This is a genomic window from Psychroflexus lacisalsi (genome assembly GCF_020164495.1).
GTDB lineage: Bacteria > Bacteroidota > Bacteroidia > Flavobacteriales > Flavobacteriaceae > Psychroflexus > Psychroflexus lacisalsi.
The window spans coordinates 1083898-1105064 of the sequence record NZ_JAIQYZ010000001.1 but is presented as its reverse complement, the minus strand read 5'-3'; the positions used below and the strand labels follow the sequence as shown (position 1 = coordinate 1105064).

General features: G+C 35.5%; 20 protein-coding genes and 1 other RNA gene. 7 read left to right on the top strand and 14 right to left on the bottom strand.

Translation table 11 applies throughout. The annotated features are described in order from the left end of the window. Window position 1: 1 nt before the first annotated feature. Genes LB449_RS05140 through LB449_RS05130 form a run of 3 tightly spaced genes read right to left on the bottom strand, consistent with a single transcriptional unit; the run spans window position 2 to window position 1469 of the window. On the bottom strand, window positions 2-535 hold the full coding sequence (locus LB449_RS05140; RefSeq protein WP_224453996.1) for a DUF4252 domain-containing protein: 534 nt from the start codon (window positions 533-535) through the stop codon (window positions 2-4). A 6-nt stretch (window positions 536-541) separates the two neighbouring features. Next, entirely contained in the window at window positions 542-973 is a 432-nt protein-coding gene (locus tag LB449_RS05135; RefSeq protein ID WP_224453995.1) for a hypothetical protein, read from the bottom strand. Further along, window positions 960-1469 carry an RNA polymerase sigma factor gene (locus tag LB449_RS05130; RefSeq protein WP_224453994.1) on the bottom strand — a complete coding sequence of 170 codons (510 nt, stop codon included), beginning with the start codon at window positions 1467-1469 and terminating at the stop codon, window positions 960-962. Before LB449_RS05130 ends, LB449_RS05135 begins: the two co-directional genes overlap by 14 nt. A 98-nt stretch (window positions 1470-1567) precedes the next feature. Here LB449_RS05130 and LB449_RS05125 point away from each other — a divergent pair, with 98 nt between their 5' ends. Together LB449_RS05125 and LB449_RS05120 are read left to right on the top strand one after the other, a co-directional pair. Further along, complete coding sequence (locus LB449_RS05125; protein WP_224453993.1) at window positions 1568-2992, top strand: S41 family peptidase; 1425 nt, start codon at window positions 1568-1570, stop codon at window positions 2990-2992. Then, the gene (locus tag LB449_RS05120) at window positions 2989-3672 is read left to right on the top strand and encodes a histidine kinase (protein WP_224453992.1); all 684 of its coding nucleotides are present in this window, start codon (window positions 2989-2991) and stop codon (window positions 3670-3672) included. The genes LB449_RS05125 and LB449_RS05120 overlap by 4 nt, the downstream gene beginning before the upstream one ends. On the opposite strand, the gene LB449_RS05115 is transcribed toward LB449_RS05120, so the two are convergent. Further along, window positions 3665-4312 carry a response regulator gene (locus LB449_RS05115; protein WP_224453991.1) on the bottom strand — a complete coding sequence of 216 codons (648 nt, stop codon included), beginning with the start codon at window positions 4310-4312 and terminating at the stop codon, window positions 3665-3667. The two genes, LB449_RS05120 and LB449_RS05115, sit on opposite strands and share 8 nt — an antisense overlap. Before the next feature lie 169 nt (window positions 4313-4481). Here LB449_RS05115 and gcvT point away from each other — a divergent pair, with 169 nt between their 5' ends. The 4 genes from gcvT (at window position 4482) to LB449_RS05095 (ending at window position 7511) form a co-directional block, all read left to right on the top strand. Then, window positions 4482-5564 (top strand): glycine cleavage system aminomethyltransferase GcvT, encoded by a 1083-nt coding sequence (gene gcvT, locus LB449_RS05110; protein WP_224453990.1) that lies wholly within the window; start codon window positions 4482-4484, stop codon window positions 5562-5564. Between the two features lie 98 nt (window positions 5565-5662). Further along, window positions 5663-6466, top strand: a complete 804-nt coding sequence (locus LB449_RS05105) for a sugar nucleotide-binding protein (RefSeq protein ID WP_394372308.1) — start codon at window positions 5663-5665, stop codon at window positions 6464-6466. A gap of 52 nt (window positions 6467-6518) precedes the next feature. Continuing rightward, the gene (locus LB449_RS05100; RefSeq protein WP_224453988.1) at window positions 6519-6803 is read left to right on the top strand and encodes a 4a-hydroxytetrahydrobiopterin dehydratase; all 285 of its coding nucleotides are present in this window, start codon (window positions 6519-6521) and stop codon (window positions 6801-6803) included. Between the two features lie 84 nt (window positions 6804-6887). Further along, the gene (locus tag LB449_RS05095) at window positions 6888-7511 is read left to right on the top strand and encodes an NAD(P)H-dependent oxidoreductase (RefSeq protein ID WP_224453987.1); all 624 of its coding nucleotides are present in this window, start codon (window positions 6888-6890) and stop codon (window positions 7509-7511) included. A gap of 181 nt (window positions 7512-7692) precedes the next feature. Here LB449_RS05095 and LB449_RS05090 read toward each other — a convergent pair whose 3' ends face one another. Then, a complete protein-coding gene (locus LB449_RS05090; RefSeq protein ID WP_224453986.1) occupies window positions 7693-8898 on the bottom strand; it encodes an NAD(P)-dependent oxidoreductase in 1206 nt (401 codons plus the stop codon). 280 nt (window positions 8899-9178) lie between these two features. On the opposite strand from LB449_RS05090, the gene ssrA reads away from it, so the two are divergent. Then, window positions 9179-9580, top strand: a transfer-messenger RNA (tmRNA) gene (gene ssrA / locus LB449_RS05085). A 114-nt stretch (window positions 9581-9694) separates the two neighbouring features. On the opposite strand, the gene yjjX is transcribed toward ssrA, so the two are convergent. From yjjX to LB449_RS05040, 9 genes are all read right to left on the bottom strand, one after another. Further along, window positions 9695-10222: an inosine/xanthosine triphosphatase gene (gene yjjX, locus LB449_RS05080; RefSeq protein WP_224453985.1), complete on the bottom strand. Its 528-nt coding sequence runs from the start codon at window positions 10220-10222 to the stop codon at window positions 9695-9697. Between the two features lie 38 nt (window positions 10223-10260). Beyond that, window positions 10261-11619 (bottom strand): NAD-dependent succinate-semialdehyde dehydrogenase, encoded by a 1359-nt coding sequence (locus LB449_RS05075; RefSeq protein WP_224453984.1) that lies wholly within the window; start codon window positions 11617-11619, stop codon window positions 10261-10263. Between the two features lie 70 nt (window positions 11620-11689). Next, a complete protein-coding gene (locus tag LB449_RS05070) occupies window positions 11690-12832 on the bottom strand; it encodes a C45 family autoproteolytic acyltransferase/hydolase (RefSeq protein ID WP_224453983.1) in 1143 nt (380 codons plus the stop codon). A 64-nt stretch (window positions 12833-12896) separates the two neighbouring features. Beyond that, window positions 12897-14543 carry a biotin carboxylase gene (locus tag LB449_RS05065; protein WP_224453982.1) on the bottom strand — a complete coding sequence of 549 codons (1647 nt, stop codon included), beginning with the start codon at window positions 14541-14543 and terminating at the stop codon, window positions 12897-12899. Between the two features lie 7 nt (window positions 14544-14550). Beyond that, window positions 14551-17298, bottom strand: a complete 2748-nt coding sequence (locus tag LB449_RS05060; protein ID WP_224453981.1) for an aminotransferase class I/II-fold pyridoxal phosphate-dependent enzyme — start codon at window positions 17296-17298, stop codon at window positions 14551-14553. 3 nt (window positions 17299-17301) lie between these two features. Then, entirely contained in the window at window positions 17302-17706 is a 405-nt protein-coding gene (locus tag LB449_RS05055) for a VOC family protein (protein WP_224453980.1), read from the bottom strand. A gap of 12 nt (window positions 17707-17718) precedes the next feature. Next, the gene (locus LB449_RS05050) at window positions 17719-18657 is read right to left on the bottom strand and encodes a carbon-nitrogen hydrolase family protein (protein WP_224453979.1); all 939 of its coding nucleotides are present in this window, start codon (window positions 18655-18657) and stop codon (window positions 17719-17721) included. A 61-nt stretch (window positions 18658-18718) separates the two neighbouring features. Then, window positions 18719-20059 carry an aspartate aminotransferase family protein gene (locus LB449_RS05045; protein WP_224453978.1) on the bottom strand — a complete coding sequence of 447 codons (1341 nt, stop codon included), beginning with the start codon at window positions 20057-20059 and terminating at the stop codon, window positions 18719-18721. A gap of 793 nt (window positions 20060-20852) precedes the next feature. Then, window positions 20853-21062, bottom strand: coding sequence for a hypothetical protein (locus tag LB449_RS05040; protein ID WP_224453977.1), 210 nt, complete (start codon window positions 21060-21062; stop codon window positions 20853-20855). Between the last annotated feature and the right edge of the window lie 105 nt (window positions 21063-21167).

Genomic DNA, 21167 nt, shown 5'->3' with positions numbered 1-21167 from the left:
TCTATTGATTTTTAAGATTTTCTAAAGACTTTCCGCCAGGAATATTCATTTGACTCGTAAGTTTTGAAATATTCTTTAAGTCGATATTCCCGTTGATGAGCATCAAAACAGATTGAGTATCGTTTTTTTCAGAAGAATTAATGAACATTAAAAGTTGATTTACATAATCGTCTGATTTGCCAGGTTTAATGTAAAAATTCACATTTTTACCATCGCTTTTCACCCGCATCAATTCAACTAAATTGTTTTTGGACTTCAAAGCATCAAAATCTGCCTGTAACTGTTTACCATATTCAAGACTTTCAGTGGTATAAATTCTGATATCGTCTAGATTTTCGACTAAATCAAGATACACCTTCACATCTTCGTCTTCACTGTCCAAATCCAGTTTACTCATAAGTTTTAGCATACTCTTATTAACAACAAAAGCATTCATTTCCCTGACTTTATCATACTTACTAAAATCTTGAGCTACACCTGTTGCGCTCATAAAAGCAATGGCCATTATAAGACCCAATAATTTAATCTGTTTCATAGTTTTTTATTTTATTAATTTATTTTTCTGTGTGCTGAATACATCTACATATTCCAATTTCTCCAAACCTTCATTCATATTATTGGATAAAAGATTCAGAGCATTTTGTGTAGTTTTAAAAGCTTGTCTTGCTTCTTCCATTTCCAGTTGATTTTGATAGTAATCGTAAAACCAAAGTCCTCCTAAAACAATACATATAGAAGCTGCTATATTGATCCAGAAAGAACTGGATTTTTTATCAGTCCCTTTTACCTGATCTTCCATTTGGGTTTTATATTCAATTTCAAAAAACTTAAAAAGCTTCGCATATGCTTCAAACTCCTTATCATAATCTTCAGAAGAGAAGTATAACTTTAACTCCTGTTCCTGCTTTAGACTAGTCTCTCCCTCTTTATATAAGTTCAATAATTCACTTATATAGTCTTTATTGAATTCCATAAGCTGATGTTTTTTTTAACTCATTCATGATTTTTTTTCTCGCCCTAGAGAGCGCTACGCGAACAGAGGTTGAGTTCAAACCCATTATTTCTTCTATTTCTTGATTGGAAAATTGCTCAATATCTCTCAACTGAATAATCGCTCTTTGCTGTTCTGGTAACTCATTGATCAATTTTAAAACTATACTAGCTTCATCTCTTGCTTCTATTTCTGAATCTAAACAAGAACCTGGCTTTGTATAATTGTTATGTACAAATTCCAAAGTCCTGCTATGTTTTGATTTAAGAAGATCATAACAAAGGTTTTTAGTTATTGTCATAGTATAAGCTTCTATGTTTTTTATATCCCTTAGTTGTTTTCGTAGTTTCCACAACTTCAAGAGCACATCTTGAGTTGTATCTTTAGCAGCGACTTCTGAAGATAAAAGACGACGAGAAAACCTGAAGATTTTATCTTGTAGTGGTAATATCTGTCGAGAATAAATTTCAGAAGCCATAAAACCTATTTTAAAGAAGACGACACAACAAAGGATTTGTTACATCTTCTTATTTCTAAAACAAATTTGATTATTTTTATCTCAAATTAAGATTGAATATGAAAATGAATAAATTTATTCTAATAACCTTTATTAGTGCTTTAGTTTTAACATCCTGCCAGGACGATAGAGATGATAACATTTCAAACATAAATGAGTTAGCCAACCAAGAGAATATAAAAGATTTTATATGGAAGGCTATGAATGTCTTTTATGTCTACAAAAGTGATGCTCCAGATTTGGCTGATGATCGTTTTGAAAACACTACAGATTACAGAGACTTTCTAAATAGAGTTGACTCACCCCTAGATTTTTTCTTTTCCCTTCTTGCAAGGCAAGATCGTTTTAGCTTCATCGTATCAGATTTTGTGACCTTAGAACAAAATCAAGATGGTATTTCGAGGTCCAACGGAATGGCTTTTGGTTTAATTAGATTTGGAGGGACAAACACAGTTTTTGGTTATGTAAGGTATGTTGTGCCAGGGTCTCCGGCTGACGTAGCAGGCTTGGAACGTGGTGTCATTTTTAACAGAATAGATGGAAATCTTTTTACTCCTGATACAAACTTTAACCTTCTCCTATCTCCAAACACTTACACCATTGGTCTAGCAGAGCTGCAAAACCGCAATTTGACATCTATAGACCAGGAAATAAGTTTAAATAAAATTCAGCTTACTGAGAACCCGATTCATGAACATAAAGTCTTGGATATAGATGGTCAGAAAGTTGGATACTTGATGTACAATAATTTCAGAACTCCATTTAATGCTGAATTGAATTCAATATTTTCAAATTTTGCTTCAGAAGGAATTACAGATTTAGTTTTGGATTTAAGATATAATTCTGGTGGTAGTATCGAGACTTGTAAAGATTTATCCAGCATGATTACAGGTCAATTCAATGGTGAAGTTTTCGCACAACAATTATTCAATGAAAATTTTTCACCCGAAGACCTCATATTTGATAATGAAATTTCCACAGGAGAAACGATTAATAGTTTAAACCTTACTCGAGTTTATGTTCTTACTTCACCTTCCTCCGCCTCTGCCAGTGAGTTGTTGATCAATGCCCTAAATCCTTATATCGACGTTATTCAAATTGGCGATACAACCGAAGGAAAATTTGAAGGTTCAGCTACTTTATATGATTCTCCGGACTTTACTAGAAGGGATGTCAACTTAAATCACACCTACGCTATACAACCTTTAATCTTGAAAACTGCCAATAGAGATGGTTTTACAGACTTTTTTGATGGTTTAGATCCTGATATTGAACAAGAAGAAACTTTTTCAAATCTTGGAACATTGGGTGATCCACAGGAGACGCTGCTTAATAGAGCTTTACAAGAAATAAGTCCTGGCTTTGCTCCTTCTTCTTCATCTCAAGAAAAAAATCTAGTTCCTATTAATAGAATTGGGGAGAATCAAATGTTTGATCCAACTTATCAACGTATGTATATAGATTCAAATTCATTGTCATTTTGATTTCTGAACAACAAAATACACTGGAGCAACTTGAGAATTACATAAGATTAAGGCTTAACTATTTAAAACTTCAAGAGGATTTTAAATCTTTTGTTTCTTCTGTTTCTCATGATCTAACTTCGCCTTTGGGTTACCTAAAATTTTCAACAGATATTCTTACATCACAACTAGGAGATGATGCTAATGAAGACATAAAAGAAACTGCGAGAGTTATAGCCAATTCTACATTCAAATTGAGTGAAGATGCTATACAAATTATTAATGATGCGAAATTAAAACTTGAAAAGCAGAAAAAGTCTTGGCTAATTAAAGATATGCTCATTTCAAGCTTTAAAGATTTTGAATTTAAATTTACCGTAAATCGCATCATCGGAAAAATCGAAGCAGAATTAAAATCAGATGTTGTTCTCAACAACTATTTGATAAGCTTTATTCTTATCATGTTATCTGAGCAGGAAGTAGGTGTCAATTCGATTCAAATTGTCGAATTAGATGAGATGATGATAATTAACTTAGATATTTTAGAGAAAAAATCTCCAAACTTTGAATTATTAGAGAGTAAGCTAAAAGCTTTGAAACAGAAAGAAATTTTTAGGGATGTATGCGAATATTTGAGTGTAGAGATAAATCTATATGAGAAAGATTTTTTGATCAGGTTAAGTTACAATCTACTTAATTAGAACTGATTTTAAAATCAGTTCTGTAAGCATCTACCAAACCAATATTATTATCAATATTAAGCTTTTGCATAATTCTCTTTTTATAAGTGCTCACTGTAGATTTTTGCAAATTTAGCTCTTCTGAAATATCTATATTGGATTTACCTGTGGCAAGCAAAGACAATATCTGAAACTCTCTGTGAGAAAGTAAATTTGATAAAGAGAGGTCTTTTTCTCCTTTTCTGTTTATAAGATCCCCATCAAAGGCTTCATCTACAAAACGCTTTCCATTTTCCAATACCTTTATAGCCAAAGCTATTTTTTCTAGGGGTTGAGATTTACTTAAATAACCATCAGCTCCGTTTCTAATGAAGTTTACAGCATATTGAGGCTCATCGTGAGCAGAATACATAAGTATCTTGATGTCTTCATGGTTTGCTTTGATATCTTTTACAATATCTACTGTGTTTCCTCCTGGCATTTTAATGTCGAGAATAACCAGATCTATGTCTTTATGAACTAAAAGTTGATTTCTCAACTCATTGGTTGATGCCACTTTAATAACGATTGGACCTGAAATATTCTGACGAATTATAGCTTCAACCCCATGCTTTACAACATCGTGATCATCGGCTAGAATAATTTTTGTTATTTTCTTCAATTTAGATTGTCAGTTTGGTCGTACTAAAATACAAAAAGTAGAAATAAAACTACATTTTTATTTAAATACTTTGCAATTATTATTTCAGGGTGCTCATCTGGGAATGAAATCCAATTGAAAAGTGCTCAATCTTTATTTTAATCTTAAATTTGCAAACGAAAAAAAACATATGAAAACTACAGCACTCAATCATATACATCACCAATTAGGAGCCAAAATGGTTCCATTTGCAGGTTATGAAATGCCCGTATCTTACACAGGTGTCAATGAGGAACATGAAACTGTTCGAAAACATCTAGGCGTGTTTGATGTATCACACATGGGAGAATTTTTTGTTGAAGGCAGAGAAGCTTTAAATCTTATTCAAAAAGTTACTACCAACGATGCTTCGAAGCTAGTAGACGGTCAGGCGCAATATACTTGTATGCCTAATACATCAGGGGGAATTGTAGATGACCTTATCATCTATAAATTCAATGAAGAGAAATTCATGATGGTTGTGAATGCTTCCAATATTGAAAAAGACTGGGACTGGATCAATTCTCACAACTCTTTTGATGCAAAATTATCAGACCTGTCAGATGAATATTCACTTTTGGCCATACAAGGACCTAAAGCAGTGGAAGCAATGCAAAGCATCTCACCACATAATTTATCAGATATTAAATTTTATCATTTTGAAGTCGGAGAATTCGGTGGTGCTCAGGAGGTAATTATTTCAGCCACTGGTTACACGGGAAGTGGTGGTTTTGAGATTTATTTCAAAAATAAAGATGCTGAACAAATCTGGGCTTCTGTACTGGAAGCTGGTAAAGACTATGGTATTAAACCTATAGGCCTGGCTGCAAGAGACACATTGAGACTAGAAATGGGAATGTGTCTTTATGGTAATGACATTGATGAAACCACCTCTCCTATTGAGGCCAAGCTAGGTTGGATTACCAAATTCAACAAAGACTTTATCAATGCGGAAGCTCTTAAAAAGGAAAAAGAAAATGGGCCATCTAGAAAACTGGTTGCTTTTGAAGTAATGGATAAGGGAATTCCCAGACATGGATATGAATTAGTTAATTCAGAGGGAGAAAGTATAGGACATGTCACCTCCGGAACCATGTCACCTAGTCTCAAGAAGGCAATTGGCATGGGTTATGTTACCACTGAAGAGGCGAAATTTGGAAATGAAATTTTTATACAAATTAGAAAAAAACAAGTGAAAGCTGTTATAGTAAAACCACCATTTTACAAGAAATAGCTTTAGTAGAAGCTAGAGAATTGAGCCGTTTCTAGTTTAGGAATGGCTCAATTCATTTAGAAAAAACAAGGATTATCAAACATTCTAAAAAAATATTAATTTTGGGGGCCAGTGGCTTCTTAGGAAATGCTTTATTCAAAGAATTATCGCCATATTATGATGTTTACGGAACGTATTCCAGAGATAATTCTACAATGGATAAAAACAAACGCATGTTCCAGTGGGATACGGAAACTGAATTTGTTAGTCTACTGCTTAATGAACTTGCTCCTGATATAATTATCTCCGCTATAAGAGGTGATTTTACAGCACAAGTACATAGTCATTTTGAAATCATTGAGTACCTGATCAGATTTCAGAAAAAATTGATCTTCATATCATCCGCAAACGTATTTGATGTCTTTACAAATTATCCATCTTATGAGTATGACAAAACATTATCTGATAGTGTTTATGGAAGGTTTAAAATCAAAATAGAAAATGCTTTGCTAAGGTTACCAAATCACCTCTACAGTATAGTGAGATTACCTATGATTTACGGTCATAACTCTCCCAGGGTAAAAGAATTAACGGTTCTACACAATCTTAAAGAAACTATTGAAGTTTTCCCCAACGTCGTGATGAATGCAACAACTCATGATAAATTTGTTCAGCAATTACATTACATTATTAACAGAGACCTAGAAGGGGTTTTTCATCTCGGCAGTAAAGATTTAATTCACCATAAAGAGTTAGTGTATGAAATCTTAAAAGGATTAAATCTTGAAAATCCAATTTTCAAGAACGTTTATAATTCTAATGAAGATCGATACATCGCTGTAATTCCGAAAGAAAATATTCTACCAAAAAATTTACAAATTAGCATAGACGAAGTTGTAAAAAATTCTGTGAAACTTTCATAAACATAACTTTATTCGCCATTGAATATTGTAAATTGTGATTAAAATAAAATATATGAAACCATTACAAGACGCAGAAATAGAAGCAAGATTAGAAAAGTTTGAAGGCTGGACTTACAATGAAAATGCCATCCATACCAAATTAGAATTTGAAAACTTTAAAGAAGCTTTTGCTGCTATGACAAGAATTGCTTTTGAAGCTGAAGCTCAGCAACATCACCCCAACTGGTTTAATGTTTACAATAATTTGGAAATCTCTTTATCTACCCACGACGCAGATGGAGTTACTGACAAAGATTTTAAATTAGCTGAGAAGATTGAAGAAATTATCTCCGCCTAGTTTTAACAAAAGTTGAGTTAATTATTTCAGAAGTTAAACACTGTAAAAATCATAATTCTATATTTGCTCAAAAAAGAATTGGATATGATTAATGCATTAGAATGGAGGTATGCAACTAAGAAATTTGATGAATCTAAAATCATAGAATCAGATAAGATCGAGCTTTTGAAAAATGCTTTTAATTTAACTCCAACTTCGTATGGGCTTCAGCCTTTAAGGTTGGTTGTTATAAAAAGTCAAGAACTTAAGGATAAATTATTCGAACATAGTTACAATCAAATTCAAGTCAAAACAGCTTCCCACGTTTTAGTTATTTGTATTGAAAACACTATAGATGAGAAGTTCATCAGACACATTTTTGAACTGCAAAAAGAAATCAGAAATGTAAAGGACGAAATAGTTAATTCTTTTCGAGAATTTCTCATTAAAGATTTTGACAAAAGAAGCGAGCAAGACATCAAAGAATGGGGGAAAAATCAAGCTTATCTAGCAATGGGCAATTTATTGACTGTTTGTGCTGCTGAAAAAATTGATGCTTGTCCAATGGAAGGATTTGTAAACTCTGCATACGACGATATCTTAGGATTGGATGAAAAAGATTTATCTTCAGCATTGGTCTTACCAATTGGTTATCGAGCTAAAGATGATAAATTTGCTGATTTCAAAAAAGTGAGACGATCTCAGGAAGAGACGATTATAGAATACTAGATTTTAGATTTCGGACGTTAGGCATTCAATTAATCAAGGAATCCAAAAAAACAAAGATTCATGTTTTTGTCTGGCTAAGTACAGTTGAAACCTCGGGAGTATACTCCAAATAAAACTAGATTCAATTGAATTAAGACTTCTAAGCAATTATCAATTTTGAATTGATAATTTCAAAATTTAGTTATTCATTGTCTTCAACGAAGTCTTGTAAATAAGCATATTTAGGCGTTAAATTACCATCTTTAGTCATTCTGGCTCGTTCTAAAATTCCATCTAAATCTCCATTAAAAAAAGCTGGAATGACATGCTCGGCAAACATTTCTCCAAAACCTTCGCTGGCATCTTTAGGTAATTCACAAGGTAAGTTATCGACAGCCATTACAGTAATAGCGTTTTTAGTATCAAAAGCAACTTCAGATTCGGTTTGAGGATCGTATCCATAGAATGGATTGGCTATAGTAGATGGTCTAATTGTAGATGCTACTGGCCCGTCAATATCACAACTGATATCGGCTATGAGATTGATATTGAAATCTGATCGTTTGGCATCTTCTCTGGAAAATAAAAATGGCGCATTGTCACCATAAAAATGTCCAGCAATAAAATAATCAGTGACTTTAGCGAAACGCATAAAGTCTGATTCGTAAGGAGTAGGATCTAAGAAAAATTCTGAAATTTTTCCTGGTTGGCCGTCCTTGCGCTTGTTGTAATCCAAAACATCAATGACAGCATACACTGGTTCTTCAAAAGTAGAATTGAGGTACACCTCTACTCCAACTTCTTTAATTTGAAGGTAATCTAGAATTTCTTTAGCTCCTCTGGCGACTTTTCCAAGTCCTGAAAGACAAATTTTGAGGTTAGGAATTTTTATGTTGTCAAGTTCTTGCTTTAAAGCATCCAAATCTGCAAGATTATCCACTTTGGGTAGTTCGAAAAGTTGATCTCGTAGTCCTAAAGCTCTAAAACCATTGTATGCGCCTACCAAGCCCGCATAGCGACCAAAGCCAATAAGTCGGTTGCCACTTGCCGCCGTGATAACTTCATGGTCGTAAAGTTGAATATTTTTATCCAAAACAGCTTTGAGCAAGTCTCTGTTGTAAGGTTGTTTTTTGATGGTATGCGAAAAGAAAAAATAAGAGGTGTTGGGAATCAAAGCCTCTTCAGGAACTTCTTTGACACCTAATAAAACATCACAATTAGATATATTTTCTGAAAGCTCCAAACCTTGATTTAGATAAGCTTCGTCTGAAAATATACGAATGTCCGATGGTTCTACGACAAATTGTAAATCCTTAAACTGACTTTGGACTTCCGCTGCTTTCTGAGGTGAGAAGACAACCCTACGGTCTGGTGGGGTTTTGCGCTCTTTAATAAGTCCAATTTTCATACCTCTAATTTTAAGATGATTTTTCACTTCAAATATAGTATTTATATCTACTTTTGCATTCCTGTTTTGGGAGGGAAACACTGGTTTTATGATTTAACCATAAGTTATTGACCAGCCTGCGTTAGGGATAGAAGTGACATCCTTTTTGTGCTTTGATAAAAGGCTCAAAAAGATATAGCGGATAGCCCGACGCTTATGGAAGCGAGAGCTGACATAAGGGGAACGCCCAAAACATGTTCATTGACGTGATAGCTAGTTATAATGCTTCACTCATTTTTATGGGGTCGATTTGGTTTTGACAGCAAGACCAATTGGATGGTAAGCACGCCGAGCGCTGGGATATAGCTCGTAAATCTCATGTTTCACACTTTTTTAAACGGCGAAGATAACTACGCCTTGGCTGCATAATCCGAATCACAGTAGGATATGCTTAATCCCAACAAGGTTGGGAGCTAAGATGTCTCGCAAAAGCCTTGATTTACGGCGTTTGCAACAGAGGCACCGGTAAAGTAAATATAGCTAACGCAGGGCCTTGATGCGTTGGTGAAACTTAATCGAGGATAAGGGCAAGGTAGGTGGTTTTCAGCCAGTCTTGTCTCGAAAACCCAAGAGAAAACTAAGCGTGTAGAAGGCTGTTGAATTGCTTGTTTGGACGGGAGTTCGAGTCTCCCCGACTCCACAATAAACCCTCATATACCCAGTGTATATGGGGGTTTTGTTTTTTAGGTGACAATAAAGGCGGCTTACTCACAACATTGGCATAAAGTCAATTAAACCCTAAAAAAGTAAAGCATCATTAATATAAATCCGCATTCTTAAAAGGAATCAAGGCTAAAATAACAGCCTCTGTATAATAGGCAGTTCTATCAATAATATCTCCTGTCAAAATTCCAACGGCTCCGCTTTTTTGTTTGGAATTGTCACGTTTAAAAACAATATCATCTGCTTCACCTAGCTCCTTACCTTCCTTGATCAGGTTAACTACTTGTTTGGGAAGAAAAAATGTACCTGTCCTGGATTTACCGTACTTGTTATGCGACTTAATAACTATCCAGGCAAAAGCCTGCATTTCACCATCAGTAATTTCTATCCCCCCTTCAATTCCAATATAAAAGTCATCGCCTTCATGTGTAGTCGAAGCGTTATCAGCTCTGTTTTTTGCTCCACGAAAAGTCTCATCGTCGCTCATAGGCTGATCGGATACATTGGAAGGCACAGATACTCCGATACACTCGAATTCCTGACTGGGAAACATCCTTTCCAAACCATTTTTGGCAGCTTGAAGCTTTACTGGATTTTTTGAGGCAATAATTACTTTTTTCATGGTACTACTCAATGCAAAAACATTATTAAAATATTCTATTATGCTTTTACATAAACTGCCTTCCGATTAATAAATTCCATTATGCCATCTTTGGCTAATTCACGTCCGAAACCAGAGGTCTTTGTTCCTCCAAAAGGCAAGCGGGGATCAGATTTCACCAGTTCATTGACGAAAAATGCGCCATCACTTACTTTATCAGAATAGCTTAAAGCTTTATCAATATCTTTGGTAAAGACGCTTAATCCAAGCCCAAACTTAGATTGTTCAGCCAATTCAAAAGCTTCATCTGCAGATTTTACCTTGATCATTGCGGCCAGTGGACCGAAGGTTTCTTCCTTAAAAGCAGCCATTTCGGATGTTACTTCTCCTAAAACTGTTGGCTCATGAAAGCATTCATTTTGTTTCCCTCCAAGTAATAATTTAGCCCCTTGTTTTATGGAGTCCTGCACCTGCTTTTGAAGTTTATCTGCCAAATCTTTACGTGCCAAAGTTCCAATTTGAGTATCTTCTGAAATGGGATCCCCCACTTTTAATTGTTTTGCTTTTTCAATAAATCTGGATACAAACTCGTCATAAATGGAATCCATTACAATAAAGCGTTTAGCTGCAATACAACTCTGACCACTATTCATCATTCTAGCCTGAACCGCCGTATTTACGACTTTATCTAAGTCTGCATCGTCTAAAACAATAAACGAATTACTTCCTCCAAGTTCCAACAGACTTTTTTTAATGTATTTACTAGCGATTTGTGAAACAGCAGAGCCTGCAGCTTCACTACCGGTTAAAGTTATAGCCCGAACGGTATCGTGTGATACAATTTTTTCAGTCTCATCGTGATGAACAATCAAGTTCTGAAAAACGCCTTTAGGGTAACCTGCTTTTAAAAAGACCTCTTCTATTTTTTGAGCACAGCCAAAGACATTTGGGGCATGTTTTAAAAGTCCCGTATTTCCCGCTGTCAAGGTTGGTGCTGCAAAACGAAATACTTGCCAAAATGGAAAATTCCAAGGCATGACGGCGAAAACTGCACCGATAGGGTCGTGACGAACAAAACTTCTAGAAGCATCAGTTTCAATGGTTTCGATAGCAAGAAACTCTTCCGCATGTTCTGAATAGTAATCACACACCCAAGCACATTTATTGACTTCAGATTTTGATTCTGAAATAGGTTTACCCATTTCTAAGGTTATAATCTCTGCGTATTCATCTAAATTATCTCTAAGTATTTGTCCAGCCTTTTTAAGAAGGTCGGTTCTTTCAATTAAAGGAGTTGTTTTCCAATGTTTAAATGCTTCGGCTGAAGCTTCAAGTTTTCCATTGAGTTCTTCAGTTGTAAGTGTAGTATATTCGGCGATATGGTCACCATTGAAGGGGTTTTTACTTTGAAATTTCATTTGTGTATATGTTTATGAGATTCATTCAATATAGAAATTGAATATGAGGTCTTGGTATTAAAAGACATGATCAGGATTTTGTAACTGACCAAACTTCTTTTAAAAACTCGTTTGTGATTTCTTTGGGCTTTTTGGAAACTGCTTTATTTAAAATGGGGTTAGAATAGGTTATAGTTTTGGCAGTATAACCCTGATAAGGAATTGAAAACTGATTATTTTTGGATCGCTTTTTCCTTCTCTGATGCAGGGTGATGGTTTCTTCTTTCTCTTCAAAATTATCAAAACTTTGACTTATTTTTTGGTGTGGCCAGTGCAAGTCCACCTCTCCTGATTTTGGAAAATATGACGCGGTAAATAAAGTGCCAAAGCCTTCTTTAAAAAGATCATTGTAAAGAGGTTTTCTTAGAAAGGCAGAGACTAAATTTTCTGTTGATAGATCTTGTTCTTCAAGTAAATGACTTAAAAACAGGGAACGTTCTATTGTTTTATTAAATCTAGCATTTTCTGGCCAGTCTACTTTCTTTTGATGATTAGTGGTATACGCTGAATTTGTTATTACAGCTTTTTCTCCTGGCGCCACCCTCACAGTTTTATAACTCCCCGACTTATCAGCGATACTCACGTTATAAGCCATATGGGAAGGAATCCTGATTAAAACTTCAATCGCCTCTTCCACATTAGAGCAAAACTCAAGAATATATCTTAAAATAAAAGGGATTCCAAAACCTTGCCCTGTAACTTTTCTACCTCCAAAAGTTAAGGAAACGACTAAACCATCATCATTGATTCCGTCCAGAACCCCAATCAAACAATCACTAACTGCAATAACTCTTTTCTGATTCCATTTTGTAAGTATTTGAACACCTTCAAACAAGTCTGGATGATGATCATAATTACGAACAAGTTGAAAATCGTCACCTTCTAGTATAGCATTAGAGCATCCACTGACGTAAAATGGAGGCTGATATCCCGTCAGAAATTTAGCAGCTAATTTGTCTGAATCTACAAGTTGACAAAGTCGCTCGTAAGTGTCCCACAATTCGGGCATGTGTATCCTGAGAGCTGATTGAGAAGTTTTTAAATCTGAAGTTGGAACTTGTTTTTCATTTTCGATTAACCACTTTTTATAAGCATCCCAATGCGTAAAGAACAAGTTTTGCCATTTTAAGCCTGGTAAACTTGGTTCTGAAATCGTCTTAAAATTAATCTGCATATAGAGATTTGAATTTTTAATAGAAAGTCAAGCCTATCAACATTGTTTTGATAGGCTTAGCTAGTTATTTTGTAAGTGATCCAGATAAATTTGACTTTCGCTTATCTTCTACCATAACAGAAGAAAATTGATTACGAATCGCTTTTATCCAAGATTTTGCTCTATCGTTTAGTTTAAAGTCATCAGTCATCATACGACCTCGAGTTACCAAAATTCCCATATCTGCTCCTTCATAAAGGTAATCTCCTTTTTTAGCAATTCTCATAAAAAAGGCTTCTCCTTCATTTTGCACTGCACGTCTGTGGGTATCCATTCTGTCAAATTGAATATGACCTGTATCGTACAATCTCCAAATACCAGATTTGGCAGATTCGGTAACATACTCTATCGTATCGCTTGTGTGTTTTACAATCAGTTGGCTCCAACCATCAATATTATCTTGGTTAGCCCAACGTTTGTTGATTTCCTCTACATCCAATGCATAATCTAAATTCATCCATTCTAAGATATGAAATACAAATAATGGCGCATCAGCTAGGGCAAATACTGCATGATTTGTAATTGAACTCGCTCCAGTGACTCTAGGATTCAATTCACCTAAATAGATTTCTCCATTGTCCTGATCAATTAAAAAATCAAGTTCAAAGTAACCCTTATAGCCTTCTTCACGCAATTGATTTCCAAAAAGCTGAGTAAATTCTGCAGCTTTTTTTCTTAGTTCTGGTGTAAACGCATCTGGATAGATTTCATTACCGCACCATCCTCCTTCATAAGGCGTCAGCTCTTCAAATCCAACCAACTCGGTCATCAATGGAGCAACAATAGTTCCGTGTCGCGTTACACACGCTTCAATAGCGGTTCCTTTACAACGGATACGCTTCATGATTTTTACTTCCTCTTCAGCTTCAATTTCTTCTGCATATTCATCATATTCTTCTTCGTTGGATATAAAGAAGGTGGTATGCCCAGAATCTCCAAATGGAGTTTGAATTACCAGTTGATTACCTAAATGTTTAGAGATTTCACTTAAATGCTCATAATCATTTACCTTAGAAAGAACATAAGGAACACAAGCGACTCCTGCTTTTTCTGCAATACGATTGGTATTAACTTTATTGTCTAGAAAGGTTCGCATTTCTGCCTTAGGAAACATGATTTCTAAACCAAGTTTTTCTGCCAAGCGCTCTGTTTCTTCATTGAACATCAAGAACATCGCTTTTCCAGCTCTTCCATCTACAGAACGCGTTTTGATGTAATCCTGAACTTCTGGATGCTGAAGCAAGTAATTATTGATGTCTTCTATTCCTTCAAAATCATCATGTGGAATTTCATTCTTAGGGGAAAATACGTTGGGATGTTGACCATCAAAACATTCGATATAAGTGATAAATCGAAAGCCTTTGATCCATTCGTCTGCACCAAGTAGATTAAAATTGGTGGCACTAATAAAATAAAGTGGTTCTTCATTTTTATGAAATGCCCTACGAATATCTGAAACCCCTTTTAGCTCTCCTTTTTTAGGTCTTCCCCGTTTTTTAGGTATTGTAGCCGCTATAGGTTTAGCTCCAGATTTTTTTGCAACAGATACTTTTTTGGTTTTATTCGACTTCCCCCGGCGTGGAATTTTTGTCTCATCCTTTCCTGTAACAGTAGCATGCTTAGGGGTCTGATCTTCTTTTTTTGTTGATGTATTTTTATCGTTTGATTTCATAATGCTTTTATTTAGTTAAATTCTTTTTTTTGACACTTCCATTGCTTCCCATAGAAGATACTGTTTTTTGTCTGTTCAAAATATTATCCTTGAACACACGTAGTCCTAATTCAGGTTGATAGCCATGAATTTCAGAAACATCCAAAGCTGTTAAGAAATGAATAATTTCCTTACTTACAACCTGACCAGGAACGAGTACTGGAAATCCTGGAGGATACGGTATAATAAATGAAGAAGCCACTAATGTTCTACCTTCACTCATGGATGGTAAACATTCCTCGAGTGGAACATATTCGTAATTTTCCTCATCATAAGCCAAAGTAAATGCTCCTCTAATGTTCCCCCCTGGTACACCAGGAACCGCCTGAAATGAACTATGGAAGTAACTGAAGTCTGGTAATGGTGGGAAATCTTTTGTTAAAGAACTGACTCTATTTTTTAGTATAGTTTGCTCTTTTGAGGAATGAGACAATTGCTCTGCATCCAACTCATCTGCAATTTTTAGCAATGCATTATAGAGGTAAGTTATACTACTCCTTGTGGTTCCAATATTGGTCATGAATAAAACCGTATTCCTTGACGTTTTATTGATCTGAATACTAAACTTATCCATGAGATACTTATTCTTGAAGGTATCGCCATCGACTCCTGTTTTTCCAATGTGCAAGGTGATTTTGGTAGGATCTAATACAAACTCATCCTCTTTCCAAGCCGTTTCCATTCGGTTCCAGCCAACATTAGGCTTGTAATATTCTGCTAAACCAGATTCTCTGTATTTGTCTGGGATAAAATCACCTATGGTTAGTACATCAAAGTATTTATTCAGTTTTGGATGATCATTAATCTTAGCTCTCAATACCATCGCCAGTTCAATGCTCTTTTCAACGAGTTCGTAACCTTCAAATTGAACCTGTCTTCTTCCTGCATCCAAGGAAGCTAAAATCTGGTAATTTGGAGAGGTAGAACTATGAGTCATATAGGCTTCCATAAAGGTATTTTGACTTTTCTTTCTAAAGTCTTCATCCCAAACATGAATCATAGAACCTTGTCTAAAACTGCTCAAGGTTTTATGTGTACTTTGTGTAGAATATACACGTATTCGAACTTGATCTGGGTCTGGAAGTTTAGGTATTTCTCCTTTCTTAAGATTTTTAATGTGTTCTTCGTATTCTATCCTATATTTTGAGCTTTTGTATTTCTTATGAAGTTTATTGGCTACAAACATTCCCGATCTTTGCTTGTAATTATATGTGAATCCGGCAAAAGCAAACCAGGCTTCATCCCAAAGAAAAATAATGTCCGGTTTGATAGCAAGAATTTCTTCCATCACCTTTTCAACGTTATAAACCAACCCGTCGAAAGTACAATTGGTCAACAATAACATCTTAACAAGATTAAGCCGGCCAGCTTCTTTAAGTTGAAGTAATTTTTCTTTCATCTGTTCCAAAGGAACGGCACCGTACATAGAGTATTTCTCAATAGGATATGAATCCAGATAAACTGGATATGCACCAGCCAAAACGAGTCCGTAATGATGAGATTTATGGCAATCTCTATCAATCAGAATAACATCACCTGGCTTCACCAGAGCTTGTACAACAATTTTATTGGAAGTTGACGTGCCATTAGTGACAAAAAAGGTATTGAGTGAGCCGTAAGCATCACTTGCCATTTCTTGTGCTTTTTTTAGAGTCCCCGTAGGTTGTAATAAAGAATCCAATCCGCCTTTAGTAGAAGAGGTTTCTGCCAAAAACATATTACGGCCATAGAACTTACCAAAATCATTGATCCATCTGGATTTAAAAACGGAATTTCCTCGTGAAATAGGCATGGCGTGAAAAACGCCTGTCGGTTTTTTACTGTATTCTTTTACTGCTGTGAAAAAAGGAGTTTGGTAACGTTCATAAATACCCCTCAATATCGTCAAATGTAACTCCTGAACATCTTCTGCTCTATAAAATATTCGATTGAAAGTTTTGAGCGTATTATCTTTTAAGTTTCCAAGCGATGTATCGGTTACGTAATAGGTATCCAATTCGGGTCTGAATTTTTTCACAAGTCGACCAAGTAAAGGCCCAAGTTCACTTTCGGGCTTGGAAGCCATATCTAAGCTTAAAACATTTTGTATAAAGGGCTCTATAACCGATGTGATTTTTTTTGACCTAAAAGGAGGTGCATAACGAATAACTACTGCTTGAATATTACTGTTGAAATACAAGGCAATCAATGCATCCTGAAAACTTCTTTGAACAATTATTTTATAATCAAATTGATCGTTGTCAGTTGCGACTTCATTTAAATCTGATTTTAATTTTTGTTCCTCCTGTAGGGAGATGTCTTCAACAAATAATACTTCAAAGTAATTTTTAGTTTTCCCATCACTATTGCCTGAAACCTCAACCAACTCACCACTTGTATCCTCATCATCAAAAATATCTGGATTGCTTCGGTATCTATCACTGACCAATAACTTAGTGATTTCAGTAATTTTATGTGCTAAAGATGTAAACTCGTTTCTTTCGAGCATATCCTGGAGCATTCCCATTTTTGAAATCCCTGGTAATGCAAAATAACTTTCAACAGTTTCAATTTTTTTAAAAAGGGATTTAACAAATTCCTTTTGCTTTTTACTATCAGGAGTATTTCGTTTCAAAGTTTCCAGATGGGAACATTCACTTTTAAGCTCGTTCCAGGATTCTAACCTTAACTGATTGATATTATAATGACTCGAACTCTTTTGCTTGTTTTTTATCATAGTTTATTTACTTGAATGCAGAGCTAACTTATTTCCTTCTGGATCTATAAAAATAGCAAAGTATCCAGCATCATCACTGATAAAAGTCTTTGGCATAACAATTCGACCACCAGCTAGCTCTACTTGATTAAGAACTGGATTTAAGTCTTTACCTGCATTAAGATATACCAATGGACCCGCCTCACCTGGAGTCGACCCCGGCCCAGCAACTATGGAACCTCCAACACCGTTTTTGACAGGAAAAAATGCCATAGCATAATTATCATCAAGCTTGGTTTCCATATCGATACCAAAAATTTGATTGTAAAAATTAACTGACTGTTGAAAATTAAGCGCTGGTATTTCAAACCAACTAACTGCATCCTTCATACTTTCTTTTTTCTTGTGTTTCGGTGCTGTACCGCCCATATCTTTAGTTTTTTATTTTGTAAATCCTTTATATCCTTGTGATTGTGTAGGATTATTCTTCTCGTATTCGTGTTCTTGTAACTTCAGTTTTGCTAAAGTATCCATCTTTGTAGGCTTTATTAAGGGTCCTAACGAATCCAAATAAGGCAATTGAACACCTTGTTGATAAATATTGAATTCACCAATATGGTCTCTGAAACTTTTCAGAGGTTGTCCCAATCTTAGGACACCTAATTCTCGACTTCGTTTTACACGTTCAATATTCAATTCTATAGGAAAAATCTCTTCATTTCCTTCGGCTTGATAAATGACTCGTCCATCTGGTCCACAAACCAAAGATTTTCCATTACCTCCAGACTCGAGTCCATTAACGTCGAAAAAGTAGCACTGGTTACAAGCTGCCATGGCTCGAACAATAGATAATTCTATTTCTCTATCTATAGTCCCTGTCATGGTAGGATGTATGATTACTTCTGCACCCATAACAGCCAGTGTTCTTACTGTTTCTGGAAACCACATGTCGTAACAAACGGATAAACCAAATTTGGCTACCCCTGGTACATCGAAAACGCAAAAACCAGAACCTGGTGTTACGCCGACTTCGTAAGGATAAAAAGGGAACATTTTTCTGTATCTAGTTACAACTTCCCCTTGTGGATTAATAACTGTTGCCGTATTGTAAATATGCCCTTCACTTTTTTCAAAAATTGTTCCTGGAAGTAGCCAAACGCCGTGTTTTTTGGCCATGGCTTGCATTTCTTCCTCAAATGATCCTGGTATTTCTGTTGCAGTATGAGTAAGAGGTCCGTGACCACATAACTCACTAAAGACAACCATTTCTACCCATGGATAAAGGCTCATTGTTATATCTAATTTCAACTTCATCAATTCTACATTAGAATTAACAGCTGAAACTTTCATTTGTATTCCTGCTATTGCAAATGGTCTCATTTATTGATTTATTAATTGTGAATGGCTATTCATTATGAATAACCAATTTATTGAAATATTATTAATTTTTTTTGAACCAACTCAAGACTTTTTGAGTCGTGCTTCGGGTGTTTTTCAAAATGTTGTTTTCCAAAATGTCCAGTCCTTTGTACAATTCTTCGTCTGTGATCACCAGAGGGGAAAGTATACGAATAACATTTTTATAAGTGCCAGCGCTTAAAAGAATAAGGCCGTCCTGTGCACACCCCTTGACAATTTGATCACACAACTCGGAGTGTGGAGAGTTTGGGTTTTTATCTTTAATAAATTCGATGCCAATCATAGCACCAATTCCTCTTACTTCCCCTATTTCTGAAACCTCTTCTTGTAAATCCTTCATGCGCTGCATTACGATTTCGCCAATGTGTATGGCTCTTTCATTAAGATTGATTTCTTTCATATATTTTATGGTTGCTAAAGCAGCAGCACAACAAACCGGGCTGCCAATATAGGTTCCTCCTATGGTTCCTGGTAAAGCAGCATCCATTATTTTGGCTTTACCCACAACTGCTGCGATCGGTAAACCAGATCCCATGGATTTGGCATACGTACTTAAATCTGGCTGTACGCCATAATGTTGCCAGCTTGCCCAATGACCTGTTCTACAAAACCCACTTTGTATTTCGTCAAAAATTAACATCACACCATATTCATCACAAAAGGCACGTAGACCTTCTAAATACTTTTTCGGAATCGGATTGAAGCCGCCTTCACCTTGTATGGGTTCAACGATGATAGCTGCTACCGTATTGATATCAACTAAAGTCTTTGCACTATCGTAAAGTCTTCTTAACTCACTTTCTACAAATTCATCCATAGAAAGGTTTCCTGCATTCTTGTAGAAATTTGGAAATGGCAATCTGTAAACTTCAGGAGCGAATGGACCACAAGAGAATTTATAATTTACTTTACTTGTCAAGGTCATCCCCATCAAAGTTCTACCATGATAAGCCTCACTAAAACACAAGACCGCAGGTCTTTGAGTTGCTTGTCTGGCAATCTTGATGGCATTTTCTACCGCTTCTGCACCAGTACTAATGAGCATGACCTTAGTATGATCTCCGTGAGGAAGAATTTCTGCAAGTTCTTCACACAATTCAATGTATGGCTCATAAGTCACTACATTAAAACTGGTGTGCAGATATTTACCAGCTTGTTCGCGAATGGCTTCGACTACTGGAGCAGGACAATGGCCTGCATTTACTACTCCTATACCTCCTGCAAAATCAATTAATTCATTGCCATCGGCATCTGTTATAATAGCTCCTTTTGCATCACTTACCGTAGCAGTATTAAAAACCCCAACACCATTGGCAACTATATTTTTTCTCCTGTCAAGGAGTTCTTGAGATTTTGAATGCATTTTTGTCATTAGTTTATTAGTATCAATTGATATTGATTTGAATATGTTATAAAGGTGAATGAAAACCTAATTGGATTTATACAATATACAATTATATTTTAATAATAAAAATTACTCAATTATTATTTACAAAAAATAAATAAAACAAAAGGAATTAACATTTAGCAATTAGTATTTGTGATTTAACAATCACTCTGATTGAGATTTAAAAATGTTCACTTAATTATTCTCGTTAGAGTCCAAAATCGAAGATAGCTTTCGTTATTTTTTAATTTAAATACTATTAACTTACGTGCTTGATGTTTTCCGGCTATTGCATGGATGGCAGAGACGATTTCTTCGTGTTCACCAATCAAATTCCGGAAATCAATTTGTTTAATTTCGAAGGACTCACCAGACTCATGAGGTTTTCTAGCCCAAATCATAATGAGTGGAACCTTCACATAGGTGTTACCTGCATCTGCCTGGAATGCGATTTCTGTGTGTTCATTTCTCAGAGTGCCTGTTTCTAGGATATCACCACCCTAAGAAACGTCAATTCTTACTTTTGTCCAGCCAGTAATGTCCTAGATTTCCAACCACTCAAGCGTAAGAAGCTATTCTCCCCGTTTTTTTCTGAAGAAACATTAACATCGTAATCGGGCCCTTCCCACTGTATGCTAAAGGAAACCTGGCTAACATCCAAGTCGGCCGATCTAACCTCAAAAATTAATTTCTTAACGCCGGGAAAATCATAATTTACATTAAAAGGATACAGTTGAACAGGGCTTTGTGATAGGTTGCCGCTTCCATATCAATCTGGAGGGTGTTCTGCAAAGGTTACTAAAGCAGTCCCCTCTTCAAGAATGTCGATCTTTGAAGAATCTTTATATCCAGCGACCATATACGTATCTTTACCCCCTGAGTTTGTCAAATGCTCAATAAAATAAGTATAGTCTTCATTTGCAAACAATACGCCAACAGGGATAGGGATAATTTGCAACCTATATCTGATCGGTGACATTATTATTTATTTCTTCTGTAACATCAGATTTGGTCGTTTGGACTATCGAAAACTCTACAGCTACTACAATCAAAACAAACGTATATATGATTTTTCATTTCAAGA